This is a genomic window from Hymenobacter monticola, from assembly GCF_022811645.1.
In the GTDB taxonomy this organism is placed as follows: Bacteria; Bacteroidota; Bacteroidia; order Cytophagales; family Hymenobacteraceae; genus Hymenobacter; species Hymenobacter monticola.
Genome location: NZ_CP094534.1, coordinates 577,057 through 596,416 on the forward strand (window position 1 = coordinate 577,057; position 19,360 = coordinate 596,416).

Here is a 19,360-nt window from a genome sequence, read left to right on the forward strand (position 1 = left end):
GTCCCACGAAGGTGGGACTTTTTACGCTTTCAAAACGAAACTGGCGGGCAACTTATTTGTTGCCGGTGGCCAGGTATTCCTGCACTTTGTCGAGCAGCACCATTTCCTCGCGGAAGGTGTAAGCACCGGTTTTCTCCGATTTCACGGCCCGAATCACCTTCGCCCAGTTCTTGGCGTTCTCGGTGGTTTTCAGCGTAGCAACTACTTTCTTAGCCATTGTTCAGGTTATTTAATTTCCTTGTGAACGGTCATTTTCTTGAGGATGGGGTTGAATTTCTTCAACTCGATGCGCTCAGGCGTGTTCTTGCGGTTCTTGGTAGTGACGTAGCGCGAGGTGCCCGGCATCCCCGAGTTTTTATGCTCGGTGCATTCCATGATAACCTGCACCCGGTTTCCTTTCTTGGCCATCTCGACGGGGGTGTATGATTTTAATTTTTTAGGACTGCAAAGGTACGGGGATTTTTGGAAATTGCAAAGGGCTAGGCAACATCATGTAAAACAGCGGTTCTGCTAGGCGGAGTATCACGAAATAAAATTCCGCGGTACTCCGCCTTACTTTAGTTCCGGCAGCCTGAAGCCTTCTAGCGCGCTGGGCTCGGCCATGAGCTTTTCGATGTCGGCCACGGTGCGCGGGGCCTCAGCCGATAAATTCTCATGCCCGGTGGCAGTGATGAGGACGTCGTCTTCGATGCGGACGCCGATGTTCCACCACTTGGGGTCGCAGGGCGAGCCGGCGGGAATGTAGATGCCGGGCTCCACGGTGATGACGTTGCCGGCCTGCAGCGGGCCGTAGCTGCCGCGGTCGTGCACGTCGAGGCCGAGGTAATGGCTGGCGCCGTGCGGGTAGTAGCGGCGGAAATCTTCTTTCTTTTTGAGGATGCCCAGCTTAACCAAACCGTTGGCCACCACTTCCTGGGTGGCTTTGTTGGGCGCATCGAAGGGTGCGCCGGGCTTGCAGGCGGCAAACCCGGCTTCCTGGGCGGCCAGTACCAGCTCATAAATCTGGCGCTGGGCGGGGCTGAACGTGCCGGAGGGCGGCGCGGTGCGCGTCACGTCGGCCGAGTAGCCGTGGTATTCGGCGCCGCAGTCCATGAGCACAAGGTCGTTGTCGAGGCGCTGGCGGTCGTCGGTTTCGTAGTGCAGAATGCAGGCATTGGCCCCGCCGCCCACGATGCTGGGGTAGCCCTGAAACTCGGCGCCGTAGCGGCGGTACACGTACTCGTGCAGGCCCTGCACCTCCATTTCGCCCATGTCGGGGCGCATGAGCTTCATTACCTCACGCTGGCCCTGGGCGCTGATGCGAATGGCCCGCCGCAGCAGGGCCAGTTCCTCGGGCGTTTTGATGGCGCGCAGGCCGTCGAGCTTTTCGCCCAGCGTGGCGTCGTCGAGGCGGCCGGGCGGGTGGGCTTCGATGGCAGCCTTGCGGGCGGCATCGGTGGGGGCAGCCAGAAAAGCTTTTAGCAGCGGCGAAGCACCCAGCGCCGGGTTTTCTTTAATGGCCTGGCTGATGAACCCATTCGCGGCCTTGCCGTCGAGCAGGCCGTAGCGGCGCGTCATGTTTTCGGCTTCCGATACGGCGAGATTGTAGCCGGTGGCCAGGCCCGCTTGCTGGCGGAAGGTGTTCACCAAGCTGTAGAGGTCGGCCGGGTTGCGGGCGTCGTCGCGCGCGTCGGTAGGCAGGTTATCGAACAGCACTTTATCGAATTCCGCCCACTTGATGCCGGCGGCTTCGAAGTCTTTATTATCGGCCGCGAATTGCAGTTGCAGTTGCCCTTTGGCCCCGGCGGCGCCCAGGCGGCGGCCTGTCCACTGCTCGCGGGCGGGGTTGCGGGGCTGGGTAAACAGGGCCTCGGTGATGCCCGGCTGGCCGCCCACGGTGCGTGGTTCCTTGAAGAGCAGCAGCACGGCGTCGGGCTCGTCGCAGCCGGTGAGGTAGTGGAAATCGGGGTTTTGGTGGTAGACGTAGTTTACGTCGTTGGCGCGGTTGCGCACGGGTGCGGCAAACACCACGGCCACGCTGTTGGCGGGCATCTGGGCCCGCAGCAGCTCGCGCCGCTGCTTGTGGAAGGCCGGCGGCAGAAAATCGGTGGGCCGGGCGGGTGCCGGGTTGTTTACCAGCGGCTCGGGAATGGAAGTGGGCGTTTGGGCAGCGGCGCCAAAGCCGGCCAGCCCCAGCCAGCCGACCAGCGCCAGTTGAGAAACACGCTGCCACGGCCGCGGATTCGAAGAACGAGGGTAACGTAGCAGCATAACAATCAGCTTAGTGAGAAGAACCCAGTGCTAACGCAAGACAGATAGCCGCCAATAGACAAAGCCAGCGCCGCTACGGTTGCCTGAGAGACAACCGTAGCGGCGCTGGCTTTAGGTAGCAAGTCTTAAGCAGATAGTAATTAAGAACTTTGAGGTTCTTACTACTTGCTACTCAGTACTAAATACTTGAAAATCTAGTAAACGATGAAGCCCTGCTCCTTGGCCTTCTTCAAGGTGGCCATGATGCCGTTCTTGTTGATGGTGCGGATGGTGGAGGTAGCTACTTTCAGCGTTACCCAGGCGTCTTGCTCGGGCACGTAGAAGCGCTTTTTCTGCAGGTTCGGGTAGAACTTGCGCTTGGTCTTGTTGTTAGCGTGCGAAACGTTGTTACCAACGCGGGTACGCTTGCCGGTCAAATCACAAACACGGGCCATGATATCGGAGGGTTAATTAGTTACAAAGCAGGGAAACGGGCCGCAAATATCGGCAAAAGTCTGGCATTCACCAAACACCCGGGCTTATTTCTGCTCAGAAGGGCCCGGAGGGCTGGTTTTGGGCCGAAATTTCCAGGGACAGTGGCGGCAGCCGCTGCCGCAGCAGGTGCCCCGCCGGAGGTGGTACTGCTCAGTGAAAACGAGGTATCCTTCCGGCGTATAGTAAAAATCGCCGGGCTGGAGCGGCTGGGGCTGGGCTGGGGGCATGGGTGAATCAAAGTTAGAACCGGGCGCGTTGAATGGGAAGTAAGTCGTATCTTGTTCTCACAATCCGCCTATTCGTTCTATGAAAACATCTACTTTCTTCGGACGGCCCCTACTGGCCGGGGTGGCCCTGCTGCTGGCGCTACCCACCATTGCTCAGGGCCCGGCGCCGGTGGTGCTGACGGCCGATACCGCCCCGGCAGGCGTGCGGCCGGCCCTGACGCGGGAGGAAACCGCCCTGGCCGACCCCATGCGCGAGGCCTTGCGCACCCTGCCGCTGGCGAAAAAGAAGTTTTTGGCGGGCCTACCCACCGGCGACCAGTTTCTGCTGTCGGTGCGGGTAATTGCGACGGACACCAGCTTCCGGCAAGCCTCGGCGCGGGTGCTGGGCTGGCACGGCAACACGGTGCAGGCCCTGCTGCTGCCGCCCGCCGATGCGGCCGTGAAAGCAGAGCCCACGCCGGTGAGCTTCCCCGAAACCGCCGTGGTGGACTGGACCCTGCTGCGGGCCAGCGGCCGCGAAGAAGGCAACTACGTGGGCCGCTACATCGACACGTCGAAGCAGATGGAAAGCCTGCCGTTTCGGTAGGCCAACGCCACCCGGCGGGCGGGAAAATCGTAGTTTCGTGGGCTCACCCATTTTCCCACCTGACTTATGAATACGACCTCCTCCCCCACCGCCACCAGCCGCCGCGCTGAGCAGCTCATGCAGCTTGAAGACCGGTACGGCGCCCACAACTACCACCCGCTGCCCGTAGTGCTGAGCCGCGGCGAAGGCCCGCTGCTGTGGGACGTGGACGGCAAGCAGTATTACGATTTTCTCTCGGCCTACTCGGCCGTGAACCAGGGGCATTGCCACCCGCGCATCATCGGGGCGCTCACCCGGCAGGCGCAGCAGCTCACGCTCACGTCGCGGGCGTTTTTCAACGACCAGCTGGGCGAGGCCGAGAAGCAGCTGTGCGAGCTGTTTGGCTACGATAAGGCCTTGCTGATGAACTCCGGGGCCGAGGCGGTGGAAACGGCGCTGAAGCTGGCCCGCAAGTGGGGCTACCAGGAAAAGGGCATTGCGCCGAATTCGGCCCGCATTATCGTAGCCGAGCACAACTTCCACGGGCGCACCACCGGCATCATTTCCTTCAGCACCGATGGCGACAGCACGGGCGGCTTCGGGCCCTACATGCCGGGCTACCAGGTGGTACCCTACGACGACCTGGAGGCGCTGGAAGAAGCCGTGCGGGAGCCGCATGTGTGCGCCTTTATGGTGGAGCCTATTCAGGGCGAAGCGGGCGTGATGGTGCCGTCGGAAGGCTATTTGAAGAAAGCCGCGGCCATTTGCCAGGCCCACAACGTGCTGTTCATTGCCGACGAGATTCAGACCGGGCTGGGCCGCACGGGCCGCATGCTGGCCTGCGACTACGAGGGCGTGGACCCCGATATTCTCATCTTGGGCAAGGCGCTGAGCGGCGGCGTGCTGCCGGTGTCGGCGGTGCTGGCCAACGATATTATTATGCTCACCATTCAGCCTGGGCAGCACGGCTCCACTTTCGGCGGCAACCCGCTGGCCTGCGCCGTGATGCGCGCCGCGCTGGACGTCATTCGGGACGAGAAGCTGACCGAAAATGCTTTCCGGCTGGGCGAGATTTTCCGCGAGCGGATGCGCCAGGTGCAGGCCAAGCGCCCTGAGGTAGTAGACCTGGTGCGCGGCAAGGGCTTGCTGAATGCCGTGGTCATCAACCCCACCGAGGACGGCCGCACGGCCTGGGACGTATGCGTGACGCTGATGGAGCGCGGTGTGCTGGCCAAGCCCACGCACGGCGACATTATCCGCTTCGCCCCGCCGCTGGTGATTACGGAGGAGCAACTGCACGCAGCTTGCGACGTGATTGCGGAAGTGATTCTGGCCTTCTAAGCGCAAGGTTTCGCAAGGTTAAGAGAGGTTTCGCTAGGTTTGATGTGCCGCTAAACGCGGTTTGTGAATACACCTTGCGAAACCTCTTTTGACTTTGCGAAACCTTGCGCTATCGTATTGGGAGCACCAGTCCTTTTTCGGCCCGGCCGACGTGGCCATTATCGGCGCGGGTCTGGTTGGGCTCACGTCGGCGTTGTACTTGAAGCAGCAGCGGCCCAACTGGCGTGTGGTGGTGATGGAACGGGGCGCCCTTCCCAGCGGCGCTAGCACCAAAAACGCCGGCTTTGCCTGTTTCGGGTCGGTTTCGGAATTGATAGAACAGGAAAAGCGGGGCGACTTGCAGGCCGTGGTGGCAGCCCGTTTCGAGGGGCTGCAGCGGTTGCGCGAGTTGCTGGGCGATGCCGCGCTGGACTACCAGCCGGTGGGCGGCTACGAGCTTTTCCGGCACGAGGAAGCGGCGCTGGCGGCGGAGTGCCGCGAGAAAATTAATTATTTCAACGCCCTGCTGGCGCCGGTGGTGGGCCACGGCCGCACCTTTCGGGATGCGAGTGAAGAGGCGGGCCGTTTTGCTTTTGGGGGTGTGGGCACTTTGCTCAAGAATGAGCACGAAGGCAGCCTCGACACCGGGCGCATGATGCGTGGCCTGCTGGCCCGCGTGTGGGCCGCGGATGTGCCGGTGCTCACCAATTGCGAGGTAAAAGCCATCGAAACTGCCGCGGTAGGCTACTCGCTACCACTTGCCAATGGCGCGATTATCGAAGCCAACCGAGTGCTGTTGGCTACCAACGCTTTTGCTACTGAATTGCTGCCAGAACTGTCCGTAACGCCCGGCCGGGGGCAGGTGCTGGTGACGGAACCCCTGCCGGACGTACAGTTGCCGGGTACGTTTCACTACGACCACGGCTATGCCTATTTCCGGCAGTTGCCCGACCACCGCGTGCTGCTGGGCGGCGGACGCAACCTAGACTTCGCCGCCGAAGCCACCACCGCGTCCGGCCTTACGCCCGCCGTGCAAGCATACCTCGAAAACCTGCTGCACGAGGTCATCGTGCCCGGCCGGCAGCCGCGTATTGACTACCGCTGGAGCGGAGTGATGGGCTTCGGGCCGGCGCTGGCGCCCATCATCGACTGGGCGCGGCCGGGCGTGCTGGCCGCGGTGCGCTGCAACGGCATGGGCGTGGCCCTGGGCGCGGGCACCGGCTGGCGCGCCGCCGAAATGCTGGCCAACGCATAGCGGAAAGCCGATAGATTTCGTAGAGCACAGTTCAGATTCCACTTTCGGCTTTTCCTTATGCCCGTCGCTACGCGTACCCGCTTGTCTTCATTTCTGCTTCCTTCGCTTCTTGTGCTTGGAAGCTTGATAAGCAGCTGCCAAAGCAGCCGTCCCGGCTTTGCGTTTCAGCCTGCGCCAGGGCGGGCGACGCAGCTGGTAGCAGTTCCAGAAAACGCAGTGGCTGAAACGGCAGCAACCACAGTTGCGGCGACAACTCTGGCAGCAGTTTCCGCAACACCCATCGCGCCTTCGGTGGCACCTGGGCAACCTAAGTTAAAGCACCAGCGCAGCCTCCCCCGGCTTGCGGTTGTGGCAAAGGCACTGGCAACGCCCAAGGTCGGGCAGCTTAAGAAGCAGCCGCGGCGGGTGCTGCTCCAGCGGCCGCACGCCACGGCCGAGGCGGGGCTGGGCACCACGGTGCTGGGTGTGCTGGGCCTGATAATGCTGCCCATTGCCGCGCTGGGGCTGATTCTGAGCGGTGGCGCGCTGGGCTGGATAATTGTGGGCGGGCTGGCAGCACTGGCGGTGCTGGTGGCGTACATCGACCCGTTTGGACGGTAGAGCCTTTGGCATCAGCCGTTTTATAAAATCGAATAATTATTGCGCCAACTATCTATTAAGCAATTATTTGATAAAAAATCCTTATTTATTATAAAGTCTAACATACTGAAATATGCGTTAGGCTTTCCTTCGGCGGGCTAATGAACTTGGGGCATTGTATTTCATCACAATGTTCCGATGGCACGAGCAAGAAGTTGGGGCTGGCGCCTCTTGATTTTAATATGTTGGGCCGCAGGGTGTCGGAGTGAGCAGGTGGCTTTCCGGTCTCAACCTGTTGATAAACGCCAAGGCACTAGGTTGGCTTCCAAGGCAACAGTAGCTGCACAACCGGGCGAAACGGCCTGCTTCGTGAGTCGTTCGTTGCTGCTAGCTTCCGTAAATTCTCCATCGCCGGCGCTGTCGCGGCACAAACCACGCGGAGTCGGCCTCCCCCGTGCTGCCAAGCGCAGCGGGCAATTGCTACCACATGGCAAGGCGCAACGTCACTCGCTGGCTGTTGCGACTTCTACACTCAGGCATTCTATTGATGACCCGCCGTGGAATAGCATCATGTTTTTGCTGGGTGTGTCGTTGTGTGTAGCCGCGGTAATAACTGGCATCAACATCGGAGGTTGGTCAGGCTTAGGAGTTGGGGTGCTGCTGTATCTGGTCGGTACTTACATAGGGGCCAGGGGCTTTGCCGGGCCTAATAGACCAGCATCACCAAGCCCATCTTCGCGTCCGGCGCGGTTCCGCCGCCAGCTTGCTACCCTTCGCAGCTGGCAGCGGCTCAAGCTGGCGCGCAGCTCGACCACCTCGACCAGTCCTGGCGAAATAATCTTCACCGTAGGGACTTTGATGGTGCTGGTTGCGCTCATTCTGGGGCTTACCGGCGTATTGTCGGGTAATGTGGCTTTGCTGGTTGGATTGATAAGCTTTCTGTTGGCCGGTGCGGCCTACGGCGGCATCCGATAGCGGCGCCTGCCTCCAACATTACCTTTGCGCGGGCTGTTCTAACCCATCTTACCAAACATATCCGCTGTGTCTTTTCTCCCGACCCACCGCCCCCGCCGCAACCGCAAATCCGCCGTCATTCGTGATATGGTGCAGGAAACCCGCCTCACCGCCCACGATTTCATCTACCCCATTTTCATCACCGAAGGCCAGAACCAGACCGAGGAAATCAAGTCGATGCCCGGCATCATGCGCTTCACGGCCGACCGGGTGATTGACGAAATAGGGCAGTGCGTGGAGCTGGGCGTGAAAGCCTTTGCGCCCTTTCCCAACATCAATGAGGTGCTGAAGGACCCCATGGCCCGCGAAAGCACCAACCTCGAAGGCCTGTACCTGAAAACGGTGGCCGACATCAAGCGCCAGTTCCCGGAAGTGGTGCTAATGACCGACGTGGCCATGGACCCCTACAGCTCCGACGGGCACGACGGCGTGGTGGACCCCGATTCGGGCGAAATCCTCAACGACCCCAGCCTGGAAGTGCTGGGCCAAATGGCCCTGGCGCAGGCCCGCGCCGGCGCCGACATCATCGGGCCGAGCGACATGATGGACGGCCGCGTGGCCTGGATTCGGCGCATTCTGGATGAGAACGGCTTTCAGCATGTGAGCATCATGAGCTACACGGCCAAGTACGCGTCGGCGTTCTACGGGCCATTCCGCGATGCACTGTCGTCGGCTCCGAAGAAAGGCGACAAGAAAAGCTACCAGATGAACCCCGCCAACCGCCTGGAAGCCCTGCGCGAGTTGGCGCTGGACGAGGCTGAGGGTGCCGACATGGTGATGATTAAGCCCGCGCTGAGCTACCTCGACATCATTCGGGAAGTGAAAAACCACACCCACCTGCCCGTCACGGCCTACAACGTGAGCGGCGAGTACGCCATGATTAAAGCCGCTGCCCAAAACGGCTGGGTGGATGGCGAGCGCACCATGATGGAGGTGCTTACCAGCATCAAGCGCGCCGGTGCCGATGCCATTCTGACCTACTTTGCCAAGGAGGCGGCCGAAGTGCTGCGCCGCGGGTAGGGAATAACAATGTAGAGACGCGACACTTCGCGTCTCGGCGCTGAACGACCGGGACCGCGCCGCTTTCGTCCCCGCGCCATTCCCACACCATCGTTCGAACGCCGAGACGCGAAGTGTCGCGTCTCTACTTCGTTTCAGCGTCCTTCCATTGCCATTATATCAATGCTCACCATCCGCCGCGCTACCACTGCCGACATTCCCGACATCCTTGCCCTGGTGCGCCGGGTGGTGCCCCTCATGCAGGCCAGCGGCAACTTTCAGTGGACGGCTGACTACCCGAACGAGGCCGTTTTTGCCGCCGATATTGCGCACAACCACTTATGGGTAGCGGAACTGGACGGTGCCATTGCCGGCGTGGCCGCCCTCACGCAGGACCAGGACGCCGAATACGCGCAGGCCGACTGGGACGTGACCGAGCCCGCCCTCGTGACGCACCGCCTGGCCGTGGACCCAGCCACCCAAGGCAAAGGCGTGGCACTGGCCTTGATGAACCAAGCCGAAAAACAGGCCGTAGCGCAAGGTCTGAAGGTTTTGCGCGTGGATACCAACTCCGAAAACGTGGCCACCCAGCGGCTGTTTCCGAAACTGGGCTACCGCTTTGCGGGCGAGATTACGCTGGCGTTTCGGCCGGGGCTGCGGTTCTTCTGCTACGAGAAGCGGCTGGCATAGTGGATTTCTCGCGGCTTGGTTTGGTGGTGTTGCTGCTGGGGCTGGGCATGTTCTACAGCGTGCGCGCGGGCAAGCTGACCGTGAGCGCCGCAACCACCGGCGGGGTGCTGGGACTGCTGATTTACCTCGGCAGCGGCTTTGGTGGGCTGGGTCTGTTGGCGCTGTTTTTCGGCCTGGGCACAGCGGCCTCGGGCTGGCGCGTGGCCGAGAAGCGCCGCCTGGGGCTAGCCGAGGAGAACAAAGGACGCCGCACCGCCGGCCAGGTAGTGGCCAATGCCGGCGTGGCGGGCCTGCTGGGCTTGCTGGCCTGGCAGCTGCCGCAACACGCCCCGCTTGCAGACCTGATGCTGGCCGGCAGCTTTGCCGCGGCTACGGCCGACACGCTGTCCTCCGAGTTGGGTAACGTGTATGGCCGCCGTTACTTCAATGTGCTGACTTTCCGCCCCGATACACGCGGCCTGAACGGCGTGGTGAGCCTGGAAGGCACTTTGCTGGGGCTGGCCGGCACGGCCGTGCTGGCAGCAACCTACTGCCTTGGGGCAGGCTGGGGCACTACATTTGGCTGGCTGCTGGTAGCGGGCACGGCCGGCAACCTGATGGATTCGGTGCTGGGCGCTACGTTGGAACGGCGGGGCGTGCTGGGCAATAATGCGGTCAATTTTATCAATACCCTGACCGGGGCGCTGGTAGCGGGCGGGCTGGCGCAGTGGCTGGGGTAAGACCAGGAATCAGTGTATTACTTGGCCGTTGCAAAATCGGTTAGCGCGGCCAGTTCACTGGCTATCTGGCGCTCCCATTCCAGTTGTTTGTCGAGAAACAGGCCGTATTTGGTTTCGTCGGCGTACTGAACGACGCGTTTGTGGGCCTCGTCGTAGGCGGTGCGGAATAGTTCGTTGGGGTCGGGCTTACCGATGAGAATGATGCGCTTGGCCGAGGCCCGCAGCTGCTGGCGGAGCCGCCGGGAGGCCACTTCGTAGATATCCCACTCGGTTTGCATATAGCGTAGCTCCAGTGCGGTATGCAGGGTGTCGACGGGGTTCAGGTAGGAGGCAGAATGCTGAAAGAAGTTCTGCACCATGTGGTTGGCGCCCTTGCCCAGCAAGTCCAGGTTCATGCCTTGCAGCTGGATGCCGAAGAAGGCAAAGCTCTGGTTCAGGTTGTTTTGCGGCCGCACTTGCATTTGGAAGTCGCTGGGCCGAAGCCGGCGCGTGGGGCTCCAGAGCAGGTAGTCGGCCGACAACGGCTTTACCGGCTGCCACAGCTGAGCCCGACTCTGAATGCCGCTTAACAAAAACGCTACCAGTAACGCCCACTTGGCCATAATAAATCGGTTAGCAACCCGGTAAAACTGTTCTATCTGGCCTCAAACGGCCAGCGCCCCAGCCGCCGGCTCCACAGCAAAAACGCCACGGTGCCCAGCGCCATCATGCCCAATGCCGCCAGCTGGAAATAAACTTTAAAATGCACGCCGCCCCAGGTCACCTCGGCCGGGGCGATGCCCACAAACACGAACAACCACACCGCAATAGCCACGATGACGGGCAGCGGATAAAGCGGCATTTTGAACGGCAGCGCCGCCGTGCCCCGCCGCTTCCGGAGCAGCATCAGCCCCACGGCTTGGCCCACGAACTGCACCAGAATGCGCATGGCCAGGATGGCCGAAATGACTTCGCCCAGCCGGAACAGCAGGCTGAACACGAAGCCCACGCCGCCCAGCAGCAGCAGCGAGATGTAGGGGAATTGCTTGGTGGGGTGCAGCTTGCCGAACACGGGCAAAAACTCGCCATCGGCCGCCGCGGCGTAGGGAATGCGCGAGTAGCCCAGCAACACCGCAAACAGCGAGGCGAACGCTACCAGCAGCACCAGCCCGGTGGCAAAAGTGGCGGCGGCCGGCCCGTAGAGCCGCTCCACAAACACGCTCACAATGAACTGCGACTTGTCGCCGGCGCCCGCCTGCCAGGCCTGCACCTCCTGCCAGGGAATGACGGTGCCTACGCTCCAGTTCAGCAGCAGGTAGAGCGCCGCAATGCCGAGAATGCTCAGGAAAATGCTGCGCGGAATGACGCGCTGCGGGTTCACGATTTCGGCGCCGAGGTGGCACACGTTGTAGTAGCCGAGGTAGGAATAGATGGTTTTGACGGCCGCCTGGCCCATGGCCACCGAAATCAGCAGGCCCGGCAAGGCCGGAAAGCCACCGCTAGGGAAGATGTCGACGTGGTGGTTGGGGTGGGTGACGCCGCCGAAAATCAGCCAGCCCATGAGGCCCAGCACGCCCACCCACAGCGCCACGCCCAGCTTGCCAATGTCCTCGATGCGGCGGTAGAGCAGCACCACCAGTAGCAGCACCACGGTGCCGGCCACAGCTTTGGGCTGCCACCATTCGGTCATGGGCACGAGGTAGCCGAAGTATTGGGCGAAGCCGATGGCGCCCGAGGCCAGCACCAGCGGCGACTGAATGAGCGTTTGCCACACATAGAGAAAGGACATGTAGCGGCCCCACTTCTGCTCGCCATAGGCCAGCTTAAGGAAGCGGTAGCTGCCGCCGGCTTCGGGGTAAGCCGCGCCCAGCTCGCTCCAGATGAGACCATCGACGGAAGCGAGGGCGGCGCCCACCAGCCAGGCCAGCAGGAAATTCGGCCCCATAAAGCCCATCACGAGCGGCAGGGTGACAAAGGGGCCAATGCCCACCATGTCAATCATGTTTAGGGCGGTGGCCTGAACCAGGCCGAGGCGGCGCTGCAAAGAAGGTGCGGACATGGGGGCGAAAGTAGCGCGGAACGAGTACGCGGCACGCCTGGCACGAGTACTCCGAAGCTCCTGCTTCGGCCCGCCTGCACCAAACCCAGCAAGTCGTTCAGGGCGGGCCGAAGCAGGAGCTTCGGGGTACTCGCTCATCCAACCCCTACCGCCGCGGCCCCGTAAGCCTCGCCAATACTTCACCAAATCTTCATCTAAAATCCATGGCGGGCAGTTCTTCCAAAATTGTGGTGTACGGCGCCATTGGGGCCAACCTGGCCATTGCCGTGTCCAAGTTTGTGGCGGCGGCCTTCACCGGCAGCGCGGCCATGATGTCGGAGGGCATTCACTCGCTCGTCGACAGCGGCAACGGCCTGCTTATCCTTTTTGGCATGAACCGCAGCGCCCGGCCCGCCGATGCGCGCCACCCCTTCGGCTACAGCAAGGAAATCTATTTCTGGACGGTGATTGTGGCGGTTTTGATATTTGCCGTGGGCGGCGGCATGTCGCTCTACAAGGGCTACCAGTACATTCGCAGCCCTGCCCCGCTCACCGACCCTACCTGGAACTACTGGGTGCTGGGGCTGGCCATTGTGTTTGAGGGCGTGGCCTGCACGCTGGCCTACCGCGAGTTTCAGAAGACGCAGGGCGAGCAGGGTTTCTGGCAGGCGCTGCGCACCAGCCGCGACCCGGCCGTATTCGCCATTCTGCTCGAAGACTTAGCCGCGCTGGTGGGCCTGGTCATTGCGCTGGCTGGCATTTTCTTCGGGCACTTGCTCAACAACCTGTACCTCGATGGCGTAGCGTCCATGACCATTGGGGCGCTGCTAGTAGGCATGGCCGTGTTTATGCTCAGCGAAGCCAAGGGCCTGCTGGTGGGTGAAGGCGCCAGCCCCGACGTGCTGCGCCACCTCGAAACCCTGACCCGCCAGGACGCCGCCGTGAGCGAGCTGCGCGCCCCGCTCACCATGTACCTAGGCCCGGCCGACGGCATTCTGGCCCTCGACATCGCCTTTCACGACCACCTCACGGCAGTGGAAGTAGAGCAAGCCATCCAGCGCCTGCAAACCGCCATCAAAGCAAAATACCCCGAGTTCAACAAGATTTTTATCGAAGCCTCCTCGTTGGCCGGGCACGCCGACGCCAGTCCGGCCGTCGCGTCGTAGCGCGGGCTTTCAGTCAGCGCCCTACCCGATGATGCAACGCAGACTGGCAGCCCACGCTGCGGTCCAAACACTGCCTTAACCTCCCGCGTAAGCCCCCGTCATGAGTTCACCAAACAGTTCGAAATTTGCCATCTATGGCGCCATCGGGGCCAACGTGGCCATTGCCGCCAGCAAGTTTGTGGCAGCGTATTTCACGGGCTCCTCGGCCATGCTCTCCGAGGGCATTCACTCGCTGGTGGATAGCGGCAACGGCATTCTTATTCTTTATGGGGTAAAGCAAGCCGAGAAGCCCGCCGACAAGCGCCATCCCTTTGGTCGCAGCAAGGAGCTGTATTTCTGGGCTTTGATTGTGGCCATTCTGGTTTTTTCGGTGGGCGGCGGCATGTCGTTCTATGAAGGCATTGAGCACCTCAAGCACCCCGCTCCCATCACCGACCCCACCTGGAACTACTGGGTGCTGGGCCTCTCGCTGCTGTTTGAGGGCATTTCCTGTTTCCTGGCGTTCAAGGCCTTTAATGCCGACCGGGGTGACACGGGCTTCTGGGAAACCCTGCGCCGCAGCAAGGACCCGTCGGTGTTTGCCATTCTGCTCGAAGACCTGGCGGCGCTGCTGGGCCTGGTCATCGCGCTGGCGGGCGTGTACTTCGGCCATTTGCTGAACAACCCCTACCTCGACGGCGCGGCTTCCATTGCCATCGGCGTGTTGCTGGTGGGCGTGGCGCTGTTTCTCATCTACAAAACCAAGCGCCTGCTGGTGGGCACCGGCGTAGACGACGAAACCGTGGACGCCATCGAAGCCCTCGTGCGGGCCCAGCCCCATGTGGAGCAAGTGGGCCCGCCCCTCACCTCCTACCTCGGCCCGGCCGACGTCATTCTGGCCCTGGATGTGGAGTTTAAGGACAACCTCACGGCCGAGGAGATTGAGCACGCCATCGACAAGCTACAGGACGACATCCGGGCAAAATATCCCGAGATGAAACGCATTTTCGTAGAAGCTAAGTCGCTGTCGAGCCGGGTAGTAGCACGCTAAAAGACCATCATGCAGCGCGCAGCGAAGCATCTGGCCCGCTTTAACTAAACCCAATGGACTGGATTGCATTGCGCACGCGAGATGCTTCGCTGCGCGCTGCATGACGTTCTTTGCCTTCAACACCCCACCCCTACCCCGCCGCATGGCCAACGCTAACGCATCCAAACTCTCCCTCTACGGCGGCATCGCCGCCAACGTCGCCATTGCCATCAGCAAGTTTGTGGCTGCTTATTTCACCGGCTCATCGGCCATGCTCTCCGAGGGCATCCACTCGCTGGTGGATACCGGCAACAGCGGCCTGCTGCTCTACGGCACCGCCCAGAGCCAGCGGCCGGCCGATGCCGAACACCCGTTTGGCCACAGCAAGGAGCTGTATTTCTGGGGCCTGATTGTGGCGGTGCTCATCTTCGCCATCGGCGGTGGCATGTCGTTTTATGAAGGCATCAAGCACATTCAGCACCCCGAGCCCATCGAAGACGCCACTTGGAACTACGTGGTGCTGGGCTTGTCCTTTCTGTTTGAGGGCTTGGCGTTTTTTCTGTCGGTGAAGGCCCTGCTGGCGACAGCGGACCGCAACGTGGGCTTCGTGCAGATGCTGAAGACCAGCCGCGACCCGGCCGTGTTTGCCTCCGTGATGGAAAACCTGGCCGCGCTGCTCGGTCTGGCCATTGCCGGACTGGGCGTGTTTCTGGGCCATTTGCTGAACAATCCTTACTTCGACGGCGGCGCTTCCATTGCCATTGGCTTACTGCTGATGCTGGTGGCCGTGTTTCTGGTGGGGCGCACCAAGGGCTTGCTGGTGGGCACCGGCGTGGATGCCAATACCCTAGCCAACCTGGAGCGCATTGCCCGTGCCGCCCCGCAGGTGCGCGAAATCCGCTCGCCCCTCACCATGTACCTCGGCCCCAACGACGTCATCATGGCCCTCGACGTGGATTTTGCCGACAACATGAGCTCGACCCAGGTGGCCACCGCCGTGGAGGAACTGCAGGACGCCATCCGCAAGGAGCACCCCGAGGTGCAGCGCATTTTCATCGAGGCCAAGAACCTAGTGCAGGCCGCCGGGAAGTAGAACGTGTACCCCGAAGCTCCTGCTTCGGCTCGCGGCAGCATCGTTCAACGAGCCGAAGCAGGAGCTTCGGGGTACTCGTTCTATTTGCCGTCTCCACTAACCTCGGCCTTAACCTCCGGCGCCTTTTTTCAGTTTAAGCCATACCCTGCCCGTGCCCGCCTCAACCAGCGGGCGCGGGCATTCGCCTATTACCCCGTTTCCAAGCTATGGCCATTCTTACCCCCGAGCCCAACCCGTTTCAGTCCTTTTGGTGGGGCGGCTACGAGTGCACCGACCAACTCAACGCCTTTGGCAACCGCGTCGATTTCCTGCCCCTCACCGGCCATTTGCAGTTGATTGACGAAGATTATGCGGCCCAGAAGCCGTTCAACATCGGCACCGTGCGCGAGGGCATTCGCTGGGCCATGATTGAGAAAACGCCCTACCACTACGATTTCAGCACCGTGAAAACCATACTGGACGCGGGCAAGCGCCACGGCGTGCAGCAAATCTGGGACCTGTGCCACTTCGGCTACCCCGACGACCTCACGCCGCTGCACCCCATGTTTGCCCGGCGCTTTGCCGCGCTCTGCCGCGCGTTTGTGGATTTCTACCGCTCCGAGCGGCCCGACGACGTTCTCATCGTCACGCCCATCAACGAGGTCAGCTTCATCAGCTGGCTGGGCGGCGAGGCCAACGGTACCTCGCCCTACTGCCACGGCCAGGGCTGGCGCGTGAAGTACGGCCTGATGCGCGCCTACATCGAGGGCAGCTACGCCCTGCGCGAGGCCGACCCCAGCATTCGCCTGCTCACCACCGAGCCGCTCATCAGCATTGTGCCGCCGCCCAACCCCTGGCCCCAGCACCGCCGCGAGGCCCGCGACTCGCACAACAACCAGTTTCAGGCCACCGACATCCTCTGCGGCCGCCTGTGCCCCGAGCTGGGCGGCTCGCCCGAGCTGCTCGACATCGTGGGTTTTAACTACTATTACGACAACCAGTGGCAGCTGCACCCCTACCAGAAGCTGGGCTGGAACGACGTGCAGATGGACCCGCGCTGGGTGCCGCTGCACAAGCTGCTGCGCAAGGCCTACCAGCGCTACGGCCGCCCCTTTGCCATCACCGAAACCAGCCACCCCGGCGTGGACCGGCCCATTTGGTGGAAAATGATAGCCGAAGAGTGCGCCCACGTGCTGCGCAAGGGCCTGCCGCTGCAAGGCGTGTGCATCTACCCGCTCATCGACCGGCCCGACTGGGACCACCTCGACCAGTGGCACCGCTCCGGCCTCTGGGACGCCGACCTTTCGCAGCCCGGCCCGGCCCGCGTGCTGCACCAGCCCAGCGCTGAGGCCCTGCTCCGCGCCCAGGCCGAAGTAGCCGCCGCCAAGCCGCCCCGCCGCCGGCAAAGCGCTACCAGTATGCAAGCCAGCTTGTCGCTGGCCGCGCCTATTTTCAAGCCGTGAACCCAGTCACGGCCTACCTCAATACTCCCCTCGGCCTGCTGGCCCTCACCGGCTCCGAAGCGGGGCTGAGCGCCGTCACGTTTCTCAACGACGCCACCGAAACAGCTACTGCAGCGGCGGCCGTGCCGGAGTGCCTGCGCGAGGCGCACCGCCAGCTACAGGCCTATTTCGGGCGGGAGCTGCGGGAGTTCAGCCTGACGTATGCACCAGCTTTCGGCACCGATTTTCAGCGACAGGTGTGGCAGGCGATGCTGGGCATCACCTACGGCCGCACAGCCTCTTACCTGGATGTGGCCAAGCTGCTGAACAATCCCAAGTCGGTGCGGGCCGTGGGCGCGGCCAATGGGCAGAACCCGCTCGCCATTGTGTGCCCCTGCCACCGCATCATCGGGGCCGATGGCAGCCTGACGGGCTACGCCGGCGGCATGCACCGCAAAAAGTGGCTGCTGGAATTTGAGCAGCCCACGCGGCAGGGCGGGCTGTTTTAAGTTAAAACGAGTACCCCGAAGCTCCTGCTTCGGTCGTTGAACGATTCCAACGCGAGCCGAAGCAGGAGCTTCGGGGTACTCGTTCTTACGCCCCCACAAACTTCAGCAGCCCCTGGTAAATAACATTGTGCTGCCAATACAGCTGCAGCACCATGGGAATGTGGTGCCGGCCGGGAATGATGTTATAAGACGCGGGCTGCCCGATGGCATTCAGTCGGTCGCGAAATCGGCCTGAGCTGCCGCTGATGCTCGGGTACGTTTCGCCGCCCAGGTAGAACAGGAAGGGCGGAATTCCTGGCCGGATTTTGTAGATGGCCGACATTTCCTTCCACACCGCGGGGTCGTTGCAGAAGGGCACTTTGTACTGCGCGTCGCCCTCGTAGCGCATTTCCTTGAGGTAGCTGTACATGTCCAGCCCGGCCGGGTCGTCCATGATGGCGCCGCGCACGGGGTTTTGCGGGAGGCCGTTTCTTGCCAGCAAGGCGTCGTCGGTGGCCAGCAGGGCCGCCAGTCCGCCGCCGGCCGAGTGGCCCATCACGAACACGCGAGCCGGGTCGCCGCCGTACCGGGAGATGTTGGCGACGGTCCAGGCCAGGGCACGGGCACAGTCGGCGGCTTGCTCGGGCACGTGCACGGGCGGCGCCAAGCGGTAGTTAATGATGACGGCCACTACGCCCTGCTTGGCCAGGCGCCGGCCGATGAAGGTATAGATGTTCTTGTTGCCGCTTGTCCAGCTGCCGCCGTGAATGAACAACACCACCGGGTAGCCGGCCGCCGCGGATGCCGGTTTTTTAGGTGAATACACATCCAGCACGTGCCGCTCCTTATCGAAATCGGGCGCAGAAATGGCCACGTACGCCACGTTTTTGGTGCGGTGGCTGGGCCGGGCCATGGCAAACTCAGTGGCCAAAATGACCACCACGGCAGCCAACAACACGGCCACGGGGCCCAACAACAGAAATCGACGCATAAAACGGAAACGAATGAAATATCGCCAGGTTTGAGAAAGCGCCCAGCTGCGGCTCACCTACGCCCGGGCGGCGCCAGCAGTTTGCCGGGGGCCGCAATAGCGCAGACTTTTCATGCGCTTCGCCACACGGCCTGGAAGTGGCTCGGGTTGCGCCGGGGGCGCACGAAAAGCCTGCGCTACAGCCTCTGGCTTTATCTTTGTCAGAAACCGCGGCTAGCCCTTTTTAATAGCCGTCAGCTTTACTCATTCATTTATTTTTCAAGGTGTTTATCTCTGCTTCGCTCAAAATGATTTCCTCGGCGCTGACGGCGGCTTTGCTGCTGGGCGTGCTGCTGGCGACGCCGGCCCAGGCCCAGCGCCGGGGCAAAACCTCGGCCGCCAACCCCGACGGCAGCCTCGCCACCACCTCCACCGCGCCCGGCCGCCCAGCGCGCCTGCAGCCCATGTTTGGCGGTCTCAGCCCCGCCCAGGCCACCCAGCTTATTGGCGAGGCGCAGCTCAAGGCCATTGCCGCCAGCTTTGGCTCCACGGCTGAGGCCAGCGCGTTTTTCACCAGCAAAGGCTACGAATACCTGCGCGAAAACCAGCCCGACACGGCCGTGTACCGCTTCAACCTGGCCTGGCTGCTCGACCCCAAAAACGCCGAGGCCTACCGGGGCCTGGGCGTGGTGGCTAGCAACGCCTCCACGCCCGACGCCGCCATTGGCCTGCTAACCAAGGGCTTGGCGCTTGCCCCCAGCAGCGCGGTGCTGATGAGCGACCTGGGCACCAGCCACCTCATCCGCTACAACCAGACCAAGAAGAAAAAAGACCTCGCCACCGGCATGGAGCTGCTGCAGCGCGCCACCGCCGCCGACCCCGCCAACGCCGTGGCCTGGCAAGAGCTGGCCCGCGGCTACTTCTACCAGGAGAAATACACCGAGGCCTGGAACGCCGTGCACAAAGGCCAGTCCATCAGCCCCACCAGCCTCGATTTTAACCTCGTGTCGGACCTGCTGGCCAAGCAGCCCGACCCGCAGGGCACCTTCAAATAACTGCGGGCCGACAGACGGATTCCGGCAGCTTTGGCGTTGCGGTTCGTAT

The 19,360-nt window shown here is 62.1% G+C and carries 21 protein-coding genes; 13 read left to right on the plus strand and 8 right to left on the minus strand.

Annotated elements, in window-relative coordinates; translation table 11 throughout:
• Positions 1 to 52 precede the first annotated feature (52 nt).
• From MTP16_RS02695 to MTP16_RS02715, 5 genes are all read right to left on the minus strand, one after another.
• Positions 53 to 217 (minus strand): DUF4295 domain-containing protein, encoded by a 165-nt coding sequence (locus MTP16_RS02695; protein WP_083322258.1) that lies wholly within the window; start codon positions 215 to 217, stop codon positions 53 to 55.
• Between the two features lie 8 nt (positions 218 to 225).
• Positions 226 to 408, minus strand: a complete 183-nt coding sequence (gene rpmG / locus MTP16_RS02700; RefSeq protein ID WP_196285948.1) for a 50S ribosomal protein L33 — start codon at positions 406 to 408, stop codon at positions 226 to 228.
• Between the two features lie 144 nt (positions 409 to 552).
• The gene (locus MTP16_RS02705) at positions 553 to 2,250 is read right to left on the minus strand and encodes an aminopeptidase P family protein (protein ID WP_243515745.1); all 1,698 of its coding nucleotides are present in this window, start codon (positions 2,248 to 2,250) and stop codon (positions 553 to 555) included.
• 194 nt (positions 2,251 to 2,444) lie between these two features.
• Positions 2,445 to 2,684: a 50S ribosomal protein L28 gene (rpmB, locus tag MTP16_RS02710; RefSeq protein ID WP_196285946.1), complete on the minus strand. Its 240-nt coding sequence runs from the start codon at positions 2,682 to 2,684 to the stop codon at positions 2,445 to 2,447.
• Between the two features lie 84 nt (positions 2,685 to 2,768).
• Entirely contained in the window at positions 2,769 to 2,951 is a 183-nt protein-coding gene (locus MTP16_RS02715) for a DUF5522 domain-containing protein (RefSeq protein WP_243515747.1), read from the minus strand.
• Positions 2,952 to 3,030: 79 nt separating this feature from the next.
• Here MTP16_RS02715 and MTP16_RS02720 point away from each other — a divergent pair, with 79 nt between their 5' ends.
• From MTP16_RS02720 to MTP16_RS02750, 7 genes are all read left to right on the plus strand, one after another.
• Positions 3,031 to 3,537, plus strand: a complete 507-nt coding sequence (locus MTP16_RS02720) for a hypothetical protein (protein WP_243515749.1) — start codon at positions 3,031 to 3,033, stop codon at positions 3,535 to 3,537.
• A 66-nt stretch (positions 3,538 to 3,603) separates the two neighbouring features.
• Complete coding sequence (gene rocD / locus MTP16_RS02725) at positions 3,604 to 4,857, plus strand: ornithine--oxo-acid transaminase (RefSeq protein WP_243515751.1); 1,254 nt, start codon at positions 3,604 to 3,606, stop codon at positions 4,855 to 4,857.
• Between the two features lie 94 nt (positions 4,858 to 4,951).
• Positions 4,952 to 6,091: an NAD(P)/FAD-dependent oxidoreductase gene (locus MTP16_RS02730; protein WP_243515753.1), complete on the plus strand. Its 1,140-nt coding sequence runs from the start codon at positions 4,952 to 4,954 to the stop codon at positions 6,089 to 6,091.
• A 348-nt stretch (positions 6,092 to 6,439) separates the two neighbouring features.
• Entirely contained in the window at positions 6,440 to 6,691 is a 252-nt protein-coding gene (locus tag MTP16_RS02735; protein WP_243515755.1) for a hypothetical protein, read from the plus strand.
• A 1,020-nt stretch (positions 6,692 to 7,711) separates the two neighbouring features.
• Positions 7,712 to 8,704, plus strand: a complete 993-nt coding sequence (hemB, locus tag MTP16_RS02740; protein ID WP_262922655.1) for a porphobilinogen synthase — start codon at positions 7,712 to 7,714, stop codon at positions 8,702 to 8,704.
• 162 nt (positions 8,705 to 8,866) lie between these two features.
• Positions 8,867 to 9,373 (plus strand): GNAT family N-acetyltransferase, encoded by a 507-nt coding sequence (locus MTP16_RS02745; protein WP_243515758.1) that lies wholly within the window; start codon positions 8,867 to 8,869, stop codon positions 9,371 to 9,373.
• A complete protein-coding gene (locus MTP16_RS02750) occupies positions 9,373 to 10,092 on the plus strand; it encodes a DUF92 domain-containing protein (RefSeq protein WP_243515760.1) in 720 nt (239 codons plus the stop codon). The genes MTP16_RS02745 and MTP16_RS02750 overlap by 1 nt, the downstream gene beginning before the upstream one ends.
• 17 nt (positions 10,093 to 10,109) lie before the next feature.
• Here the strand turns inward: MTP16_RS02750 and MTP16_RS02755 are convergent, their stop codons facing one another.
• Positions 10,110 to 10,694: a hypothetical protein gene (locus MTP16_RS02755; protein ID WP_243515762.1), complete on the minus strand. Its 585-nt coding sequence runs from the start codon at positions 10,692 to 10,694 to the stop codon at positions 10,110 to 10,112.
• A gap of 32 nt (positions 10,695 to 10,726) precedes the next feature.
• On the minus strand, positions 10,727 to 12,130 hold the full coding sequence (locus tag MTP16_RS02760; protein WP_243515765.1) for an APC family permease: 1,404 nt from the start codon (positions 12,128 to 12,130) through the stop codon (positions 10,727 to 10,729).
• Positions 12,131 to 12,333: 203 nt separating this feature from the next.
• Here MTP16_RS02760 and MTP16_RS02765 point away from each other — a divergent pair, with 203 nt between their 5' ends.
• From MTP16_RS02765 to MTP16_RS02785, 5 genes are all read left to right on the plus strand, one after another.
• Positions 12,334 to 13,275 carry a cation diffusion facilitator family transporter gene (locus tag MTP16_RS02765; RefSeq protein WP_243515766.1) on the plus strand — a complete coding sequence of 314 codons (942 nt, stop codon included), beginning with the start codon at positions 12,334 to 12,336 and terminating at the stop codon, positions 13,273 to 13,275.
• 100 nt (positions 13,276 to 13,375) lie between these two features.
• A complete protein-coding gene (locus MTP16_RS02770) occupies positions 13,376 to 14,305 on the plus strand; it encodes a cation diffusion facilitator family transporter (RefSeq protein ID WP_243515769.1) in 930 nt (309 codons plus the stop codon).
• Between the two features lie 142 nt (positions 14,306 to 14,447).
• Complete coding sequence (locus tag MTP16_RS02775; RefSeq protein ID WP_243515771.1) at positions 14,448 to 15,377, plus strand: cation diffusion facilitator family transporter; 930 nt, start codon at positions 14,448 to 14,450, stop codon at positions 15,375 to 15,377.
• A gap of 206 nt (positions 15,378 to 15,583) precedes the next feature.
• The gene (locus MTP16_RS02780) at positions 15,584 to 16,819 is read left to right on the plus strand and encodes an amine oxidase (protein WP_243515773.1); all 1,236 of its coding nucleotides are present in this window, start codon (positions 15,584 to 15,586) and stop codon (positions 16,817 to 16,819) included.
• Entirely contained in the window at positions 16,816 to 17,307 is a 492-nt protein-coding gene (locus tag MTP16_RS02785; RefSeq protein ID WP_243515775.1) for a methylated-DNA--[protein]-cysteine S-methyltransferase, read from the plus strand. The genes MTP16_RS02780 and MTP16_RS02785 overlap by 4 nt, the downstream gene beginning before the upstream one ends.
• Positions 17,308 to 17,392: 85 nt before the next feature.
• Here MTP16_RS02785 and MTP16_RS02790 read toward each other — a convergent pair whose 3' ends face one another.
• Positions 17,393 to 18,277, minus strand: coding sequence for an alpha/beta hydrolase (locus tag MTP16_RS02790; protein ID WP_243515777.1), 885 nt, complete (start codon positions 18,275 to 18,277; stop codon positions 17,393 to 17,395).
• Between the two features lie 263 nt (positions 18,278 to 18,540).
• On the opposite strand from MTP16_RS02790, the gene MTP16_RS02795 reads away from it, so the two are divergent.
• On the plus strand, positions 18,541 to 19,311 hold the full coding sequence (locus tag MTP16_RS02795) for a tetratricopeptide repeat protein (protein WP_243515779.1): 771 nt from the start codon (positions 18,541 to 18,543) through the stop codon (positions 19,309 to 19,311).
• The last annotated feature ends 49 nt before the right edge of the window (positions 19,312 to 19,360 follow it).

What these genes read in the sequence shown, in the direction of transcription:
- MTP16_RS02695 (WP_083322258.1), bottom strand. Translation starts at nt 217, where the DNA reads ATGGCTAAGAAAGTAGTTGCTACGCTGAAAACCACCGAGAACGCCAAG.
- rpmG (WP_196285948.1), bottom strand. Translation starts at nt 408, where the DNA reads ATGGCCAAGAAAGGAAACCGGGTGCAGGTTATCATGGAATGCACCGAG.
- MTP16_RS02705 (WP_243515745.1), bottom strand. Translation starts at nt 2,250, where the DNA reads ATGCTGCTACGTTACCCTCGTTCTTCGAATCCGCGGCCGTGGCAGCGT.
- rpmB (WP_196285946.1), bottom strand. Translation starts at nt 2,684, where the DNA reads ATGGCCCGTGTTTGTGATTTGACCGGCAAGCGTACCCGCGTTGGTAAC.
- MTP16_RS02715 (WP_243515747.1), bottom strand. Translation starts at nt 2,951, where the DNA reads ATGCCCCCAGCCCAGCCCCAGCCGCTCCAGCCCGGCGATTTTTACTAT.
- MTP16_RS02720 (WP_243515749.1), top strand. Translation starts at nt 3,031, where the DNA reads ATGAAAACATCTACTTTCTTCGGACGGCCCCTACTGGCCGGGGTGGCC.
- rocD (WP_243515751.1), top strand. Translation starts at nt 3,604, where the DNA reads ATGAATACGACCTCCTCCCCCACCGCCACCAGCCGCCGCGCTGAGCAG.
- MTP16_RS02745 (WP_243515758.1), top strand. Translation starts at nt 8,867, where the DNA reads ATGCTCACCATCCGCCGCGCTACCACTGCCGACATTCCCGACATCCTT.
- MTP16_RS02755 (WP_243515762.1), bottom strand. Translation starts at nt 10,694, where the DNA reads ATGGCCAAGTGGGCGTTACTGGTAGCGTTTTTGTTAAGCGGCATTCAG.
- MTP16_RS02760 (WP_243515765.1), bottom strand. Translation starts at nt 12,130, where the DNA reads ATGTCCGCACCTTCTTTGCAGCGCCGCCTCGGCCTGGTTCAGGCCACC.
- MTP16_RS02765 (WP_243515766.1), top strand. Translation starts at nt 12,334, where the DNA reads ATGGCGGGCAGTTCTTCCAAAATTGTGGTGTACGGCGCCATTGGGGCC.
- MTP16_RS02770 (WP_243515769.1), top strand. Translation starts at nt 13,376, where the DNA reads ATGAGTTCACCAAACAGTTCGAAATTTGCCATCTATGGCGCCATCGGG.
- MTP16_RS02775 (WP_243515771.1), top strand. Translation starts at nt 14,448, where the DNA reads ATGGCCAACGCTAACGCATCCAAACTCTCCCTCTACGGCGGCATCGCC.
- MTP16_RS02780 (WP_243515773.1), top strand. Translation starts at nt 15,584, where the DNA reads ATGGCCATTCTTACCCCCGAGCCCAACCCGTTTCAGTCCTTTTGGTGG.
- MTP16_RS02790 (WP_243515777.1), bottom strand. Translation starts at nt 18,277, where the DNA reads ATGCGTCGATTTCTGTTGTTGGGCCCCGTGGCCGTGTTGTTGGCTGCC.